Genomic DNA, 16,237 nt, shown 5'->3' with positions numbered 1-16,237 from the left:
CTGCAAAGGCGCAGGGTCGCGCCGATGACAAAACCCTTAACATCGCATCGACCTTTGCTGGCTGTGGCGCTGAAGCTTGGCGCGCTGTTCCTTTTCACGTCGATGTCGGCGCTGGTCAAAGCCTTATCTGACGAATTCCCGCCGGGCCAACTGGTGTTCTTCCGGTCCCTGTTTGCTATTCCGGTCATCATTCTGTGGCTGATCGCGCGCCGAGAGCTGGCGCAAGGCTTTGTCGTCAAGAAACCCATGGGTCATTTCTGGCGCGGTGTTCTGGGCACCAGCGCCATGGGGCTGACATTCACCGGCCTTAGCCTGCTGCCGCTGCCCGAAGTCACTGCAATCGGTTACGCCACACCGATTTTCACCCTGATTTTGGCCGCAGTGATGCTGGGTGAGCGCATTCGTATGATTCGCATCGGTGCCGTGGCACTTGGGTTGCTGGGCGTGATGATCATGATCTGGCCCCGACTTGGCACCACTCAGATGGAAACGGCTGCGACCATCGGGGCGCTGTGTGTACTGGTTGCGACCTTTGCCCGGGCTTTCGTGCAGATCCACATCCGACAACTGGTCAAGGTCGATCACCCTGCTGCAATCGTGTTCTATTTCTCGCTGACAGCGACGCTGCTATCAGCCCTGACGGCCATCTGGGGATGGACAATGCCAACTCTGTCTCAGGCTCTAATACTGATCACCATGGGGTTAATTGGCGGAGTAGCGCAGATTTTGGTCACGTCCTCGTATCGCTTTGGACAGGCATCGATGCTGGCACCTTATGACTATGCAACAATGCTCTTTGCGATTGTGATCGGTTATTTCGTGTTTGATGAATTGCCTACCGTTGCGATCCTGATCGGGGCCGCATTGGTGATCGCAGGCAATGTTGTTGTGATCTGGCGCGAACACCAGCTTGGGCTGGAGCGTGGCAAGGCGCGTTCTGTCACGGACCCCAAAGCGTGACTTTACCTTTTGCATTCTTTCCCTAGGTTGGGCCGGACAATCAAAGAGGTTCCCCAATGAGCGACGCGCAGGATCACAAGGAAAAGATGCAAAAGGTGCAGGCCCAGCACCGCAAGAAGGTGTCCGAGGCTGTTGATCCCGAACGCGGCCTTGTTCTGATCAATACCGGCAAAGGCAAAGGTAAGTCATCGGCGGCCTTTGGTGTGGTCATCCGCGCGCTTGGTTGGGGTCAGAAGGTCGCCGTGGTGCAGTTCATCAAGGGCAAGTGGAAAACCGGCGAGCGCCGTTTCTTCGAAGAACGCGATCTGGTCACCTGGCATACGATGGGTGAGGGGTTTACCTGGGATACACAAGACCGCGAACGCGACATTGCAGCCGCCAATGCCGCCTTCGACAAGGCTTGCGCCCTTATGGCAAGTGGCGAATTCGATCTGGTGGTTCTGGACGAGATCAACATCGCGCTTCGCTATGAATATCTCTCGGTCGAGCAGGTGATAGACGGGCTGAACGCGCGTTCGGACAAGACGAGTGTGTTCCTGACGGGCCGCGACGCGCCGCAGGCGTTACGTGATTATGCAGATCTGGTCACCGAAATGACCGAAGAAAAGCATCCGTTCCAGGCGGGAATCAAAGCCCAGCGCGGGGTGGATTTCTGAACCTTGCAACAGCGCAGCCTAAACTGCTGCGCTGCTATCCTCTGCCGCTAAGCACAGTTTCAAAGATATATCGCAACGACTTGCGTTGATGGGCGGTGCCTTGTGCCCGGGCTTCTTCAGCGGTTGCTGTGTCCCGGTTCTGGCGGTCGGCATAGGCGCAATAGTCGCCTTCGCAACAATTGCACCCGCACGCAACCAGCGCATCATGCCGGGCCATGATTTCGTCAAGCGTGTCTGTCATCTGTGACCTCACCCCGCGCAGGGATAAATCTGATGAATTCAGTCGGCTTTTTCAAGTAAATTCGCCCGACCGGTCAACACGCTTCTCTGCTCTGAGCCGCCGATTTACAAAACGGGCGGCTCAGCTATTTCGGTAGTATTTGGACAAAGTTGCCAGTGCTGAGGAACAGCGCTCAGGCAGCGACTTCCTGCTCGGGCGCGCTGAGCGAGATGACGAGAACCACAGCCGCACCGTTCAGCCAGTAGAACGCCGCATCCAATCCTGAAAACCCCAGTACACTGGGTGCAAACAGAAAGGTGATGCCGACAATCAGGTCCACGGCCAGGTGAAACTTGTAAGGTAGAACGCGCCAAATTCCCAGATGATGGTCGGTCAGAACTGTCAGGACAAAGGCGGCGACGCCGGTGACAACCGAAAGCCACAGCGCCAGCGGGTTGGACTGACCCAATCCCAGCAGGAATGGCAGTGTCATCAGGGCAATGGCAACCGGATAATCCAGATACGCGTGGACAGAGCGGGTAACGAAACGCAGGGACATAGGATTTTCCTCTTTTCAATCAGTGATGAAAGAAAGATAGAAAGCCTGACCCGAACGCTGAATTCTCGATCGTTTCAAAAATCTTGCAGATCGTACGGAATTCTTGGCGTATTAGTGCATGGACCTGTATGCGGCTGGTGACAAGCCGACCTGCTTCTTGAAAACACGGGAGAACGCGGCTTCAGAGGCATATCCAACTTCGGCTGCTGCATCTGCGACGTTCCATCGTGCCTCTGTTAGGCCATGGCACGCAATCTGCATGCGCCAGTCGGTGAGGTATTGCATCGGCGTCGTGCCCATCTTCTGGGCAAATAACTGAGAAAAGGCTGTGCGCGACATGCCGGATTCGCGTGCCAGTGTTGCAACGCTCCAGTCTTGCGCTGGCGCTTGGTGGAACGCCGTCAAAGCGCGTGAGATGCGCGTATCCGCAAAGCCCGCAAGGGCGGTGTCCTGCGGGCTTTGCCGTTCCAGGTAGGTTCGGATCGCCTGCGCAAACAGAACTTCGGACAGCTTCAGCGCAATCAGATCGCCGCCAATACGGGCCCCGGACACTTCGGATCCGATCATGCGCAGGGTCGATTCCATCCACGATCCGGCCTCTTCACCATAATTCTCGATCAGGATGTAGGGCGGCAGTCGGTCGATCAGCATATGCCCGGTGCCTTTTCGCCCTGCCGGGCCGGTGAAAGAAAAATGACCGCAGATCAGTTGCGTGTCCCGGTCCTCGTCTGCACCGCCATAGACAAGGACGCCATCGCCCTTGTAGCCGGCAATCTCAAGAACCTGTTCCAGAGGAAGTGCATCCGGTGGCCTGACCTCAGCACACAACAACGCATGTGGCGCCCCATGAGGGATCAGGATCAGATCCCCCTGCCGCAGCCGCAACGTTTCCCCGGTGGATGAGACATGGACCTTGAGCTCACCCCGTTGAACAAAATGAAACCGCGCGACGTTTTCGAATTCCGGCACCTGAATACCAAAAGGTGGTGTGAACGAGGTGCGGAAGTAGAACGTGCCACGCAGGGACAGACGGGTGAGAATATCGCTGAGAAGGTCCAACATGGGGTGAAGATACGGGAACTGATCCGATCGTCCAGATCACGGAACGCTTTGCACGACAATTTGCACGATCTGCAACAAAAACCCCGCCGAAGCGGGGTTTTGCAAGTTATTACGAGCGGACCAGTTTTTCGTAATCTTCTGCGATTTCGCGGGTCAGGTCGCCGACTTCGAAAGTGTAATCTCCGATTTGCCCGACCGGAGTGACCTCGGCCGCGGTTCCGGTCAGCCAGCACTGTTCGAAATCAGCCATTTCTTCGGGCTTGATGCGCCGCTCATGCACAGTGATGCCTTTATCCTTCAGCATCTGAATGACGGTCTGACGGGTGATGCCGTTCAGGAAGCAATCCGCCAGCGGGGTGTGAACCTCTCCATCCTTGACGAAGAACACGTTGGCACCTGTTGCTTCGGCCACGTAACCACGCCAGTCCATGAACAGCGCGTCCGAGCATCCCTTGGCTTCGGCCTTGTGTTTGGAAATGGTGCAGATCATGTAGAGGCCCGCCGCCTTGGCATGAACCGGGATGGTTTCCGGGCTGGGGCGTTTCCATTCGGCGATGTCCAGTTTTGCGCCCTGCATCTTGGCGTCGCCGTAATAGGCGCCCCAGGGCCAGACCGCGATGGCCATCCGTACCGGGTTGCGGGCCGACGCCACGCCCATGTCTTCGCCAGACCCGCGCCACACCAATGCGCGGACATAGGCATCCTGAAGGCCACTGGCTTTCAGGGTCTCTTCCTTGGCCGCTTCAATCTGATCGACAGTGTAAGGCATCGGCATGTCCAGTGCCTCGGCGCTGGCGATAAGACGTTCGGAATGTTCGCGGCTTTTGAAAATCTTGCCGTTATAAGCCCGTTCACCCTCGAACACGGATGAGGCATAGTGCATCGCGTGGGTCAGAATATGCACATTGGCATCGCGCCAGGGCACCAGCTTACCATCCAACCAGATGACACCGTCACGATCATCATACCCCGCCATGCGAAACCTCCTGAACCGGGTTAAATTTCCGATTGTTGCGCCACTTAGGTCCGATGCGGACACAATGTTGCGCAAAAACTGCGATTCGATACCGCTCCGCCCTTGGAATGTCAATAACGCTGACATAAAGTCAAACCCGAGTAACGAATGAGGCATGATATGTCCGAAATCCGCCCAGCCCCGCGATATGGGGGCGAGAGCCTGTTGTTTTTGACGGATGAACAGTTGCGGCAGGGGATCGAGGCCATGTTCTTTGCCTATCGTGGCTTTACCGCGGATCCTGATCGTATCCTGTCCGAGATGGCCTATGGCCGCGCCCATCACCGCGCGATCCATTTTATCAACCGTGCGCCGGGCACCACGGTGAACAATTTGCTGGCGATCCTCGGGGTTACAAAACAGTCTCTGAACAGGGTTCTTCGGACATTGATCGAGGATGGTCTGGTGGAAAGCCGGGTCGGAACCGTGGACAAACGCGAACGGCACCTATTTCTGACGGAGAAGGGCGAAACGTTGGAGGCCACGTTGTCCGATGCGCAACGAACAAGAATGCGCGCAGCCTTCAAGGATGCCGGTCCCGAGGCCGTGGCCGGGTTTCGCAAAGTACTTGAAGCAATGATGGATGCTGATATGCGTCATGCCTATACGAAATTGCGGGATACGAGTTCATGAGCGAAATGGATGCCCATCTGCTGATTGTTGATGATGACGAACGCATTCGCGATCTGCTCAAGAAATTCCTGATGCGAAACGGGTTTCTGGTGACAGCGGCACGGGATGCGGCCCATGCGCGGCGGGTTCTGTCGGGATTGGATTTCGACATGATCGTCATGGATGTGATGATGCCGGGCGAAGATGGCGTCAGTCTGACCAGATCACTGCGTGACACCCATACGACACCGATCCTGTTGTTGACCGCCAAGGGCGAGACCGAGCATCGGATTGCAGGGCTTGAAGCCGGGGCGGATGATTATCTCGCCAAACCTTTCGAGCCGAAAGAGTTGTTGCTGCGGATCAATGCGATCCTGCGCCGAATGCCGGAAACCCCGGCCGAGGAAACAGCGGCGAAGATCCTGCATCTTGGTCCCATCCGGTATGACATTGAACGTGGTGAAATGTGGCAGGGCGAAATGCCGGTCCGCCTGACGGCAACCGAAAGCCAGCTGATGAAAATTTTCTCGGCCCAACCTGGCGAGCCGATCAGCCGTGCAAAACTGGTGGAAGATCTGGGCCGGGATAAAGGACAGGCGCAAGAACGTGCCGTGGACGTGCAGATCACCCGCCTGCGCCGGAAGATCGAACAGGACCCGAAACAGCCCCGGTATCTGCAGACAGTCCGGGGCGCAGGCTATATGCTGGCACCCGATTGAATGAGCCGCTGCGCGGCGATTAATGCCTTCGGCGAGGATATTTTTAGCCAGATGAAGATGGGATCCCGATGAAAACCGCCCTTTTGACACATGCCGATTGCCTTGGACATGTCACACCCCAGGGTCATCCGGAACAGGTGGCGCGGCTGGAGCATATCCTGCACGCGCTGGAGGGGCTGGATCTGAAGCGCGTGACCGCTCCGCTGGCGGCAGACGATGATTTGCTGCGTGTTCATCCCGAAAGCCATATCCGCGACATCAGATCGTCGCGCCCCACTGACGGGTTTGCGCAGATCGACGGGGACACCTTCATGTCGCCGGGTTCCGTGGATGCGGCCTATCGCGCGGCGGGTGCGGCGGTGCGGGCCGTTGATCTGGTTTTGGGCGGTGAGGCACCGAACGCATTTTGTGCCATTCGCCCACCTGGGCACCATGCCGAAGCCGAGAAAGCCATGGGGTTCTGCCTGTTTGGCAACGCGGCGCTGGCTGCGAAACACGCGCTGGATTACCACGGGCTGAAGCGGGTCGCTGTGGTCGATTTCGACGTTCATCATGGCAACGGCACGCAGGACCTGCTGTGGGATGAAGATCGGGCCCTTGTGATCACCAGCCAGCAAATGCCGTTATGGCCCGGATCAGGCCGCCCGGACGAGGCAGGCGCTTACGATAACGTTCTGAATATCCCGCTGGCCCCGGGCACCGGCGGGGCTGAGATGCGATCCGCCTATGAAACGCAGGCCTTTCCGCGCCTGCGGGCATTCCGGCCGGAGCTGATCATCATCTCGGCCGGGTTCGATGCGCATCAGGACGACCCTCTGGCCAATCTCAACTGGTCGACTGGCGATTTCGCCTGGATCACGGCAGAGCTGTGCGGGATAGCCGATGAGGTGTGTCAGGGCCGTATCGTCTCGACTCTGGAGGGCGGGTATGATCTGAACGCACTGGCCGAGGCGACACGCGCCCATGTGGAAGAACTGATGAAGGCAGCACGATGACCGATACCCCAGTTGAGCAGATGACATTCGAGCAGGCCATGAAAGAGCTTGAGACCGTGGTTGGTCAGCTTGAGCGCGGCGACGTGGCGCTGGATCAGTCGATTGCGCTTTATGAACGCGGGGCCGCTTTGAAAAAACGTTGCGAGGACGAGTTGAAGCGGGCCGAGGAAAAAGTGGCCGCGATCACTCTGGACGCGAATGGCCAACCGACCGGGACCACACCTGTCGAAGGTCAGTAAATGTTTCAGGAAAGACTGGCGCAGGACGCGGCGCGCCTTCAGGATCATTTTGACCTGATAATGGGCGCGCTGGACGATCTGGATGTGACACGGGCAATGGCCTACGCCACCCGGGGCGGTAAGCGGCTGCGCGGGTTTCTGGTTCTAGAAAGTGCGCGCCTGCACCAAATCGACGAGTCCCGCGCGATCTGGCCCGCGACCGCGATAGAGGCCCTGCACGCCTATTCGCTGGTTCACGACGATCTGCCCTGCATGGATGACGACGATCTGCGGCGCGGACGCCCCACGGTGCATGTGAAATGGGATGAAGGCACGGCTGTACTTGCCGGGGACGCGCTGCAAACACTGGCCTTTGAGCTGTGTACCCGGCCGGAGGTTGGAGATGCAGAAATTCGCGTTGATCTGGCACTGACACTGGCCAGGGCAAGCGGTGCGCAAGGTATGGTTTTGGGGCAGGCGCTTGATATCGCGGCGGAAAACGCTTCTGAGCCTCTGACGCTGAATGCGATAACACAGCTTCAGGGCGGCAAAACGGGCGCTTTGATCGAATGGTCCTCCTGTGCGGGTGCGCGTCTGGCGAAAGCGGATCCAGAGCCCTTGCGCCAATATGCCCGAGCCCTTGGTCTTGCTTTTCAGATTGCAGACGACATCCTTGATGTTGAAGGTGATGCGACAAAGGCAGGCAAACGTCTTCAGAAAGATGCGGATGCGGGAAAGGCCACTTTCGTATCGCTTCTGGGTTTGGATGCTGCCAGAACCCGCGCCAGTGAACTTGTTGATCAGGCCTGTGCCGCACTGGACGGGTATGGCCCGACGGCAGAAACCTTGAAGGAAGCCGCTCGCTTCGTTATTGCCCGGGACAGCTAAGCCAGGAACGCGCCAAATGTCTGACCGCCCCAAAACGCCCCTGCTGGACCTTGTGAACCGCCCCGCTGATCTCAAGCGGTTCTCGGACGCGCAGCTGCATCAGGTTGCGCAGGAATTGCGGGCCGAGACGATTTCGGCGGTTTCTGTCACCGGTGGGCATCTGGGCGCGGGTCTGGGTGTTGTGGAACTGACAACCGCGCTGCACGCTGTTTTCGACACGCCGCGCGACAAGATCATCTGGGATGTGGGCCATCAGTGCTATCCGCACAAAATCCTGACCGAACGGCGCGACCGCATCCGCACGCTGCGCATGAAAGATGGCCTGAGCGGTTTCACCAAACGAAGTGAAAGCCCCTATGACCCGTTTGGCGCCGCGCATTCCAGCACCTCGATCAGTGCTGCACTGGGTTTTGCCGTGGCGCGTGATCTGGGCGGTGTAACCCCTGAAGGGTTGGGCGACGCCATTGCCGTGATCGGTGATGGATCGATGTCCGCAGGCATGGCCTTTGAGGCGATGAACAATGCCGGTCACCTGAAGAAACGCCTGATCGTCATTCTGAATGACAATGAAATGAGCATCGCCCCCCCTGTTGGTGCCCTGTCCAGCTATCTGTCCCGAATCTACGCCGAGGCGCCATTCCACGATCTGAAAGCCGCCGCAAAGGGCGCTGTTTCACTTTTGCCCGAACCGTTCCGCGAAGGGGCCAAACGCGCTAAGGAAATGCTGAAAGGTATGGCCGTGGGCGGGACCCTGTTCGAAGAGCTCGGGTTTTCCTATCTCGGGCCTATTGATGGGCATGACCTGGATCAGCTGTTGCCGGTTCTGCGCACCGTCAAGGCGCGGGCAACCGGGCCGATCCTGATCCACGTCTTGACCAAGAAGGGCAAAGGGTACGCACCAGCCGAACAGGCCCGCGACAAAGGCCACGCGACAGCCAAATTCGATGTGGTTACGGGCGAGCAGAAAAAGGCCCCTTCAAACGCCCCTTCTTACACGTCTGTCTTTGGCAGGGCTCTGGTGGATGCCGCCGCGCGCGATGACAAGATCGTTGCGGTGACTGCCGCGATGCCAGATGGCACCGGGTTGGGCCTGTTTGCCGAACGGTACCCGTCGCGCTGTTTCGATGTGGCGATTGCCGAGCAGCACGGCGTAACCTTCTCGGCTGCGCTGGCGGCAGGGGGGATGAAGCCATTCTGCGCCATGTATTCGACCTTTCTGCAGCGGGGGTACGACCAGGTTGTGCATGACGTCGCAATCCAGCGCTTGCCCGTTCGGTTTGCCATTGACCGCGCGGGTTTGGTGGGGGCTGACGGTGCCACCCATGCCGGGTCGTTCGATATTGCCTATTTGGCCAATCTGCCGGGCATGGTCGTCATGGCCGCCGCGGATGAGGCGGAATTGATGCACATGGTGGCAACCGCTGTCGCGCATGATGAAGGGCCGATTGCCTTCCGCTATCCGCGCGGCGAAGGTGTCGGAGTGGACTTGCCCGAACGCGGTGAGGTACTGGAGATCGGCAAAGGCCGCATGATCCGGAAAGGCGCGCGCGTCGCACTTTTGTCTTTTGGCACGCGGCTGGCTGAAGTTCAGAAAGCAGCCGAGTCTCTGACCGCCAAAGGCATTAGCCCAACCATCGCCGACGCCCGCTTTGCCAAGCCGCTGGATCGCGATCTGATCCTGGACCTGGCTGCAGATCATGAGGCGTTGATCACCATCGAAGAAGGCGCTGTTGGCGGGTTTGGCAGCCATGTGGCACAGCTTCTGGCGGATGAGGGTGTTTTTGATCGGGGCTTGAAATACCGCTCGATGGTCTTGCCTGACATCTTCATCGATCAGGCCGGCCCCGCGGACATGTATGCCGTTGCGGGTATGAATGCCGAGCAGATCGAAGCCAGGGTGCTGGATGTTCTGGGCGTAACCTCGATTGGTGAAAAGCGCGCGTAATAGCGGCGTTGAGACGCCCGCTTTTGGTTTCGACACTTTTACAAGCAGGGGGCCGGCAATCCAGAACAGAGCGGGAATGCCAAGCGCCACCCGGGTCCTTCATTGCGATTTTCGGGTCCTGACCCGAACGGTCTTTGCTTCAAAAGTGACTTGAGACGACAAATCACTGATACCAACCGCCCTTTGGATTGTCCGTTGCCCATTCCCTTAAAGAGATCAAGGAGATTGTTCTTTCGCGCATATGCGCGAAAGAAACGTTGATCTGACAGACCGGGGCGCTGTTACCCGTGATGGGCAGCCACTGTCTTGAGTTGCGAAAAGCCATAAAGCGCCTCAAAGCCTTTCTCGCGGCCATGGCCGGATTTGCCCACGCCGCCAAAAGGTAGTTCAACGCCGCCACCTGCCCCATAGTTGTTGAGGAACACCTGACCCGCGTGCAGCCCTTTTGCCAACCGCATCTGCCGCGCACCGTCACGTGTCCAGACGCTGGCGACAAGACCGTAGTCAGTGCTATTGGCTATCATTAGAGCCTGTTCTTCGGTGTCGAACGGGATCAGAACCTGGACCGGGCCGAAGATTTCATCACGGGCGAGCGGGTGATCCGGTGGCACGTCCGCAAACAAGGTGGGCCGGACATAAGCCCCGGTTTCCGGCGCCTCCACTATGATCGTCCCTTCTGCCGCAATGGTCAGATCGGCGCTTTTGTCCAGAAAACTGTTTACGATCTGCTTTTGCCGCTCGGAAATCAGCGGTCCAACGCGAAGATCCTGCATCGCGGGTCCAACGCTGAGCTGTTCATAGGCCTCGGCCATGCGGGATTTGACCTGATCATAGACGCCGCGCTGTACCAGAATGCGGGACGAGGCCGAACAGGTCTGTCCTGCGTTCTGAATGCCCGCATTCACCAGAAACGGCAGGGCGGCATCCAAATCGGCATCGTCAAAAACCAGCTGCGGGGATTTTCCGCCCAGTTCCAGTGTCACAGGCACAACGTTTCGCCCTGCGGCCTGCTGCACCAATGCACCCGTGGCCACCGAACCAGTAAACGAGATATGGCTGACCCCCGGATGCCCGGATAATGCGGCACCGGCCTCGGCCCCCAGGCCGGGCACAACATTCAGCGCACCTGCTGGCAGACCCGCTTGCTGCGCGAGATGGGCAAAGGCCAGCGCGGTCAGGCAGGCCTCCTCTGCCGGTTTCAGAACGCAGGCGTTGCCCATGGCCAGCGCGGCCCCGACCGAGCGCCCAATGATCTGCATCGGATAGTTCCAGGGCACGATGTGGCCCGTCACCCCATGGGGTTCGCGCAGTGTATAGACGGTGTAGCCATCGAGATAGGGAATGGTCTCACCCATCACCTTATCCGCTGCACCGCCGTAGAATTCACAATAGCGCGCCAGCGCGATGGCATCGGCGCGGGCCTGCGTCAGGGGCTTGCCCACATCCATCGCCTCAAGCCGCGCCAGATCGTCCACCCGTTCCAGCACCAGCTGACCCAGCCGGGTCAGGATGCGGCCGCGCTCCAAGGCCGTCTTGCGCCCCCAGTCGCCCTTTAGCGCAGATCTGGCGGCGGCGACCGCCGCGTCAATATCCACACCCGAGCCGCGTGCAATCCTGCATATCTCGGTCCCGTCTGACGGGTTGGTCAAAGGCAATGAGTCGCCTGATGTCGCAGGTATCCAGTTTCCGCCAATCAGGCACAGGGTGGGATCAAACCAGAGTGGTTGGGTCATTTTGGCCTCCGTTCAGGCTCTAACAAATGGTTTTACGCCAATAACTTCCCGATTTCAGGCAATTGGGGCGCGGCGGCGATCAGGGTTTGCGTGTAGGGATGCTGCGGGTCCGAGAATACCTGTTCGGTCTTGCCATGTTCGACAATTCGTCCGGATTGCATCACCAGAACATGATCGGTGATGGTGCGCACCACACTCAGATCGTGGCTGATGAACAGGTAAGTCAGATCATAAGCCTCGCAGAGTTCGGCAAGCAGATCGAGGATTTGGGCGCGCACCGATACGTCGAGGGCTGAAACCGCCTCATCGAACAGGATCAGTTCCGGCCGAATGATCAGAGCGCGGGCAATAGCGATCCGCTGGCGTTGCCCGCCCGAAAACTCGTGAATGTATTTGCCCGCATCATCAGGGCCGAGGCCCACTGCCGTCAGCATCTCTGCAATCCGGTCCTGGCGTTCGGACCCCTTTGGTGGCGTTTCCAACAGGTGAAAAGGTTCTGTAATCAGGCGCGCGACACGGTGGCGGGGATTGAAGCTGCCATAGGGGTCCTGAAACACGACCTGCATCTTGCGACGTACCGCAAGGTTGGGCCTGTGGCCGGTGAAAACCGGCTGACCATCCAGCATAATCTGACCAGATTGGATCTCTTCCAACCCTAAAATAGCCCGTGTTAGGGTCGATTTTCCGCAACCGGACTCGCCCACCAGCCCTAAACGCTCCCCTCGGTTGAGGGTAAAGCTGACACCATCCACCGCGCGGTGGTGGCGCGGCGCATCCAGCAGACCTTTGCGGGGAAGGCGGTAATCCCGGACGACCTGCGAAACCTCCAGAAGCGGGCGTTGCTGTGTAGGTTCAGGCAGGGTGACCTGATGACCCGAAGCTTCGAACAACATACGGGTATAGGGGTGCTGCATATCTCGAAACAGGTTTCGCGTCGCGCCACTTTCGACGACCTCGCCGTGACGCATGACGACAATCTGATCGGCCATGTCCGAGACCACAGCCAGATCATGGGTGATCATCAGCAGGCCCATATCATATTCGCGAACCAGCCCTTTCAGCAAATCAAGGATCTGCGCCTGCGTGGTGACATCCAGCGCCGTAGTCGGCTCATCCGCGATCAATAGCCTTGGGCGCAATGCGATGGCCATTGCGATGACCACACGCTGACGCTGCCCGCCCGACAGCTCATGCGGATAGCGCGACAGAGGAAACCTGTCGGGTGGCAGGCCAACCCGGGTCAAAACCTCTGCGGCGCGGGTCCGGGCCTGAGCAGGAGGCATCGCCTTGTGGATCAGGATGGTCTCCATCACCTGATCGCCGATTGTTTTCACCGGGTTGAGCGCCGTCATCGGTTCCTGAAATACCATCCCGATGGACGCGCCACGCAAGGCGCACATCTCGGCCTCGGATTCGGAAAGCAGGTCAGTGCCATCCAGTCGGATTACGCCGTCTGCCGTTGCCCCGTTTGGCAGAAGCTGCATCACAGCCAGTGCTGTCATGGATTTGCCCGAGCCGCTTTCACCTGTCACCGCCACGATCTGGCCCGGGTCGATGGACAAGTTGACCTGTTTCAGGATCGGCACCCCGTGGATCGACAGGGACAGGTTTTCGACTTGCAGCAACGTCATGCCCGCGCCACCCTGATCCTTGGGTCCAGCCAGTCGCGCAGACCATCACCCAGCAGGTTCAAACCCAATACCGTGACAATAATCGCCAAGCCCGGAATCAGAGCCAAATGCGGGGCAAAACTGACCATAGTCTGGGCGTCCGCCAGCATCCGGCCCCAACTGGGCGTCGGAGGTTGCGCGCCCAGACCGACATAGGACAGGCCCGCCTCGGCCAGTATGCCCAGCGAAAATTGGATGGTGCCCTGAACGATCAGCAAGTTGGCGACATTGGGCAGGATGTGTTCGGCTGATATCCGTGCGGCACCTTTGCCCGACACACGGGCGGCAAGGATGAACTCGCGCTCCCACAGCGACAATGCGGCCCCTCGGGTGATGCGGGCAAAGACGGGGATGTTGAAAATACCGATCGCAATGATCGCGTTGATGGCACCGGCACCGAACACAGCCGTGATCAGGATGGCGATGACCAGCGAGGGAAAGGCAAAGACCAGATCGTTGCCACGCATGATCACCTCATCCAACCACGACCCTTTGCGTGCGGCGGCTGTCAGGCCAAGGGGTACGCCCAGCGCCATGCCAATCCCCACGGCCACCAGAGCCACCGCAATCGAAGTGCGTGCACCGACCATGATCATCGAGAACATGTCGCGGCCGAAGTGATCTGTTCCAAACCAGTGTTGTGCATCGGGCGTCTGAAGTTTGTTGGGGATATCCAGCGCGGCATAGTCGTAGGGTGTCCAGACAAACGAGATCAGCGCCGCCAGCACCACCAGCGACGACAGCGCCGCGCCCAGAATCAGGTTGCGGCTCATGACCGGCTCCTCAACCGTGGGTCAACGGCTGCGTAGGCCAGATCCACCAGAAAATTCACGGTGATCACCGCAAAGACCAGCAGCATCACCACCGATTCAACCACGATCAGATCGCGGGCCGAAATGGCCTGAAACACCAACCGCCCGAGGCCCGGCAGGTAGAACACCTGTTCGATGATGATCGACCCGGCCAGCAGGAAGGAAAACTGCAAGCCGATGATCGTCAGCACGGGGATCAGCGCGTTCCGCACCCCATGCCGCCACAGAGCCTGACGACGCGACAATCCCTTGGCCCGCGCGGTGCGCATGAAATCCTCACCCAGAATATCCAGCAGCGCTGATCGCATAACGCGGGCCAGGATCGCGGCCTGAGGAAGGGCCAACGCAATGGCGGGCAAAGTCAGCGAACGCAGCCCCGCCCAAAGGCCCTCGCCCCAGCCAACAAACCCACCGGCATTGAACCAGCGCAGGTTTATGGCGAATATCAGCACCAGCATCATCGCGAACCAGAAATTGGGCACAGCGATACCAAGCTGTGTCGCCCCCATCACCGCCAGATCCCCGGGCTTGCCCCGGCGCGCGGCGGCATAGATCCCGGCAGGAAAGGCGATCAGCGTGGACAGCGTGAGCGCATACAAAGCCAAGGGCAACGATACCCACAGCCGGTCCGCAATCATCTGCGACACCGGTGTGCGATAGGTGTACGAGGTGCCGAAATCTCCGGCTACCATCCCTCCGACCCAGTTGAAATACCGCTGCACCCTGGATCCATCCAGACCCAGTTCAGCCCGCAGCGCGGCCAACGTATCCTCCTGCGCGTTGACACCCAGCATGAACGATGCCGGGTCCCCCGGTGCGACCTCGATCACGGCGAAGATGACCACCGAGGCGACGGCAAGGCTGGCAAGCAATGAGATCAGTCGTTTAAGGGTATAGCGAAGCATTGAGGCCACGTTAGGGTCTCAGCCGTCACGGGTCCAGCATCTACGGCATCGGCAGACCGGCAAATGGCGCTGCGCAACCTTTGTTCCTTTCCGCCTGTCAATCCGAATGCAGGACCTGACCCCGATTTTCACCATGTTTGTTGCGCGTTTTTTCGATTTCGCACGTTCCGAGTTTTGCTACACTTGTTCGAACCGTTTCCGCAGGCCAGAGCGGCCAAGGAGCAATCCGGGCCGAACCAGGATTTACTGATAGTGTAGCGCTCATGCTGACAGAAAATAGAATTGAGATCGGGTTTCTGCTGTTCGATGGCTTTCCGATGGCTTGCCTGACCTCGGTCATCGAACCGCTGCGCGCTGCAAATGAGATCGCCGGGCAAGAGGCATTTCGCTGGTCTCTTGTGGCGGAAAACGGGGGAAAGGTCAGCTCCAGCGCTCATGTGCGTTTTGAGGCTGAACGCAACCTCGCAGACTGTAAGCCGATTGATATTCTGTTCCTGCTCAGCAGTCCGACCTCGGGCTTCAGAAACCCTGCCCAGGGGAATGGTGCGTTGAGGGCTTTGTCACGACACGGGACAATTCTGGGCGGTATCAGCGGCGGCGTTTTCCCGCTCGTGCGCTCGGGGGTCATGACCGGCCATCCGGTATCGGTGCACTGGTGTTACGAAGCCGCGTTTCTGGCCGAGTTTCCACAGATCGATGCACGGCGCGAAGTGATCGTGTCGGATGCCACGCGGTATACTGCGGCCGGGGCGGCGGCCGCGTTTGATCTCGCCCTGCATCTGATTCAGGACCGGTTGGGCGGCGAAGTCGCGCATGAGGTGGCCTGCTGGTTCCAGCATCCGATGATGCGAGGGGAAGGTGTTCAGCAACAGGTGCCCAGTGCAAGCAAACCTGCCACGGGTGAAAAGCTGCCGCCGCTTGTGGCACGATGTGTCGACCTGTTCGCAAGCCGTATCGGCAATCCGATCTCGATCGCGGACATAGCGGATCAAACGGGCGTCACCCCCCGCCAGATCGAGCGCGCCTTCAAACAGGCCACAGGGCAAAGCCCCAGCCATTATTTCCGCTCCATGCGGATGAAGGCGGCCCGTCAGATGGTTGTTTATACCAAGGACCCTATTGCCGACATTGCCGCGGCCATCGGATACAGCTCGGTCACGCCGTTGGTGACGCACTACCGATCTGCCTTTGGTTTGAGCCCCAGCGAGGACCGGCGACGGATCAACCGGTTTCGGGTCGAAGATAACGCTCCGCTGCCCTCAAGCTGA

Annotated in this window: 17 protein-coding genes; 9 read left to right on the top strand and 8 right to left on the bottom strand. The window is 58.9% G+C overall.

The features are described 5' to 3' along the window. Positions 1-24 precede the first annotated feature (24 nt). A complete protein-coding gene (locus ACR0D9_RS09125) occupies positions 25-960 on the top strand; it encodes a DMT family transporter (protein ID WP_480506921.1) in 936 nt (311 codons plus the stop codon). A gap of 56 nt (positions 961-1,016) precedes the next feature. Beyond that, entirely contained in the window at positions 1,017-1,616 is a 600-nt protein-coding gene (gene cobO, locus ACR0D9_RS09120) for a cob(I)yrinic acid a,c-diamide adenosyltransferase (protein ID WP_480538493.1), read from the top strand. Positions 1,617-1,650: 34 nt separating this feature from the next. Here the strand turns inward: cobO and ACR0D9_RS09115 are convergent, their stop codons facing one another. The 4 genes from ACR0D9_RS09115 to ACR0D9_RS09100 form a co-directional block, all read right to left on the bottom strand. Continuing rightward, positions 1,651-1,857 (bottom strand): hypothetical protein, encoded by a 207-nt coding sequence (locus ACR0D9_RS09115; protein WP_480538491.1) that lies wholly within the window; start codon positions 1,855-1,857, stop codon positions 1,651-1,653. A 172-nt stretch (positions 1,858-2,029) separates the two neighbouring features. Then, positions 2,030-2,395 carry an SPW repeat domain-containing protein gene (locus ACR0D9_RS09110; protein ID WP_050604526.1) on the bottom strand — a complete coding sequence of 122 codons (366 nt, stop codon included), beginning with the start codon at positions 2,393-2,395 and terminating at the stop codon, positions 2,030-2,032. Positions 2,396-2,506: 111 nt separating this feature from the next. After that, complete coding sequence (locus tag ACR0D9_RS09105; RefSeq protein ID WP_480538489.1) at positions 2,507-3,457, bottom strand: AraC family transcriptional regulator; 951 nt, start codon at positions 3,455-3,457, stop codon at positions 2,507-2,509. Between the two features lie 109 nt (positions 3,458-3,566). Next, the gene (locus ACR0D9_RS09100) at positions 3,567-4,433 is read right to left on the bottom strand and encodes a branched-chain amino acid aminotransferase (RefSeq protein ID WP_480482753.1); all 867 of its coding nucleotides are present in this window, start codon (positions 4,431-4,433) and stop codon (positions 3,567-3,569) included. Positions 4,434-4,592: 159 nt separating this feature from the next. Here ACR0D9_RS09100 and ACR0D9_RS09095 point away from each other — a divergent pair, with 159 nt between their 5' ends. The 6 genes from ACR0D9_RS09095 (at position 4,593) to dxs (ending at position 9,849) form a co-directional block, all read left to right on the top strand. Continuing rightward, on the top strand, positions 4,593-5,105 hold the full coding sequence (locus ACR0D9_RS09095; protein ID WP_209598920.1) for a MarR family winged helix-turn-helix transcriptional regulator: 513 nt from the start codon (positions 4,593-4,595) through the stop codon (positions 5,103-5,105). After that, complete coding sequence (locus tag ACR0D9_RS09090) at positions 5,102-5,803, top strand: response regulator (protein WP_209506983.1); 702 nt, start codon at positions 5,102-5,104, stop codon at positions 5,801-5,803. The genes ACR0D9_RS09095 and ACR0D9_RS09090 overlap by 4 nt, the downstream gene beginning before the upstream one ends. 68 nt (positions 5,804-5,871) lie before the next feature. After that, positions 5,872-6,798 (top strand): histone deacetylase family protein, encoded by a 927-nt coding sequence (locus ACR0D9_RS09085; protein WP_480487836.1) that lies wholly within the window; start codon positions 5,872-5,874, stop codon positions 6,796-6,798. Next, positions 6,795-7,037 (top strand): exodeoxyribonuclease VII small subunit, encoded by a 243-nt coding sequence (locus ACR0D9_RS09080; RefSeq protein WP_267363166.1) that lies wholly within the window; start codon positions 6,795-6,797, stop codon positions 7,035-7,037. The genes ACR0D9_RS09085 and ACR0D9_RS09080 overlap by 4 nt, the downstream gene beginning before the upstream one ends. Beyond that, a complete protein-coding gene (locus ACR0D9_RS09075; RefSeq protein ID WP_480538487.1) occupies positions 7,038-7,904 on the top strand; it encodes a polyprenyl synthetase family protein in 867 nt (288 codons plus the stop codon). 16 nt (positions 7,905-7,920) lie between these two features. Then, complete coding sequence (gene dxs, locus ACR0D9_RS09070) at positions 7,921-9,849, top strand: 1-deoxy-D-xylulose-5-phosphate synthase (protein WP_480538486.1); 1,929 nt, start codon at positions 7,921-7,923, stop codon at positions 9,847-9,849. A gap of 281 nt (positions 9,850-10,130) precedes the next feature. Here dxs and ACR0D9_RS09065 read toward each other — a convergent pair whose 3' ends face one another. From ACR0D9_RS09065 to ACR0D9_RS09050, 4 genes are read right to left on the bottom strand one after another with little or no spacing between them, the layout of a single operon-like run. Next, entirely contained in the window at positions 10,131-11,582 is a 1,452-nt protein-coding gene (locus ACR0D9_RS09065; RefSeq protein ID WP_480538484.1) for an aldehyde dehydrogenase family protein, read from the bottom strand. 32 nt (positions 11,583-11,614) lie between these two features. After that, positions 11,615-13,213, bottom strand: a complete 1,599-nt coding sequence (locus ACR0D9_RS09060; RefSeq protein ID WP_480487844.1) for an ABC transporter ATP-binding protein — start codon at positions 13,211-13,213, stop codon at positions 11,615-11,617. After that, positions 13,210-14,025 (bottom strand): ABC transporter permease, encoded by an 816-nt coding sequence (locus ACR0D9_RS09055; RefSeq protein WP_480487846.1) that lies wholly within the window; start codon positions 14,023-14,025, stop codon positions 13,210-13,212. Before ACR0D9_RS09055 ends, ACR0D9_RS09060 begins: the two co-directional genes overlap by 4 nt. Next, entirely contained in the window at positions 14,022-14,969 is a 948-nt protein-coding gene (locus ACR0D9_RS09050; protein WP_480487848.1) for an ABC transporter permease, read from the bottom strand. Before ACR0D9_RS09050 ends, ACR0D9_RS09055 begins: the two co-directional genes overlap by 4 nt. Before the next feature lie 263 nt (positions 14,970-15,232). Here ACR0D9_RS09050 and ACR0D9_RS09045 point away from each other — a divergent pair, with 263 nt between their 5' ends. After that, positions 15,233-16,237 (top strand): GlxA family transcriptional regulator, encoded by a 1,005-nt coding sequence (locus ACR0D9_RS09045; protein WP_480482737.1) that lies wholly within the window; start codon positions 15,233-15,235, stop codon positions 16,235-16,237.

The sequence above is a fragment of the Ruegeria sp. AK11 genome, assembly GCF_056541095.1.
The sequence above is the reverse complement of the archived record's forward strand: the minus strand, read 5'-3'. Positions and strand labels throughout refer to the sequence as shown.

Excerpts from the sequence above, each read along its gene's own strand:
- ACR0D9_RS09125 (WP_480506921.1), top strand. The coding sequence starts at position 25 with ATGACAAAACCCTTAACATCGCATCGACCTTTGCTGGCTGTGGCGCTG.
- cobO (WP_480538493.1), top strand. The coding sequence starts at position 1,017 with ATGAGCGACGCGCAGGATCACAAGGAAAAGATGCAAAAGGTGCAGGCC.
- ACR0D9_RS09115 (WP_480538491.1), bottom strand. The coding sequence starts at position 1,857 with ATGACAGACACGCTTGACGAAATCATGGCCCGGCATGATGCGCTGGTT.
- ACR0D9_RS09110 (WP_050604526.1), bottom strand. The coding sequence starts at position 2,395 with ATGTCCCTGCGTTTCGTTACCCGCTCTGTCCACGCGTATCTGGATTAT.
- ACR0D9_RS09105 (WP_480538489.1), bottom strand. The coding sequence starts at position 3,457 with ATGTTGGACCTTCTCAGCGATATTCTCACCCGTCTGTCCCTGCGTGGC.
- ACR0D9_RS09100 (WP_480482753.1), bottom strand. The coding sequence starts at position 4,433 with ATGGCGGGGTATGATGATCGTGACGGTGTCATCTGGTTGGATGGTAAG.
- ACR0D9_RS09095 (WP_209598920.1), top strand. The coding sequence starts at position 4,593 with ATGTCCGAAATCCGCCCAGCCCCGCGATATGGGGGCGAGAGCCTGTTG.
- ACR0D9_RS09090 (WP_209506983.1), top strand. The coding sequence starts at position 5,102 with ATGAGCGAAATGGATGCCCATCTGCTGATTGTTGATGATGACGAACGC.
- ACR0D9_RS09085 (WP_480487836.1), top strand. The coding sequence starts at position 5,872 with ATGAAAACCGCCCTTTTGACACATGCCGATTGCCTTGGACATGTCACA.
- ACR0D9_RS09080 (WP_267363166.1), top strand. The coding sequence starts at position 6,795 with ATGACCGATACCCCAGTTGAGCAGATGACATTCGAGCAGGCCATGAAA.
- ACR0D9_RS09075 (WP_480538487.1), top strand. The coding sequence starts at position 7,038 with ATGTTTCAGGAAAGACTGGCGCAGGACGCGGCGCGCCTTCAGGATCAT.
- dxs (WP_480538486.1), top strand. The coding sequence starts at position 7,921 with ATGTCTGACCGCCCCAAAACGCCCCTGCTGGACCTTGTGAACCGCCCC.
- ACR0D9_RS09065 (WP_480538484.1), bottom strand. The coding sequence starts at position 11,582 with ATGACCCAACCACTCTGGTTTGATCCCACCCTGTGCCTGATTGGCGGA.
- ACR0D9_RS09060 (WP_480487844.1), bottom strand. The coding sequence starts at position 13,213 with ATGACGTTGCTGCAAGTCGAAAACCTGTCCCTGTCGATCCACGGGGTG.
- ACR0D9_RS09055 (WP_480487846.1), bottom strand. The coding sequence starts at position 14,025 with ATGAGCCGCAACCTGATTCTGGGCGCGGCGCTGTCGTCGCTGGTGGTG.
- ACR0D9_RS09050 (WP_480487848.1), bottom strand. The coding sequence starts at position 14,969 with ATGCTTCGCTATACCCTTAAACGACTGATCTCATTGCTTGCCAGCCTT.
- ACR0D9_RS09045 (WP_480482737.1), top strand. The coding sequence starts at position 15,233 with ATGCTGACAGAAAATAGAATTGAGATCGGGTTTCTGCTGTTCGATGGC.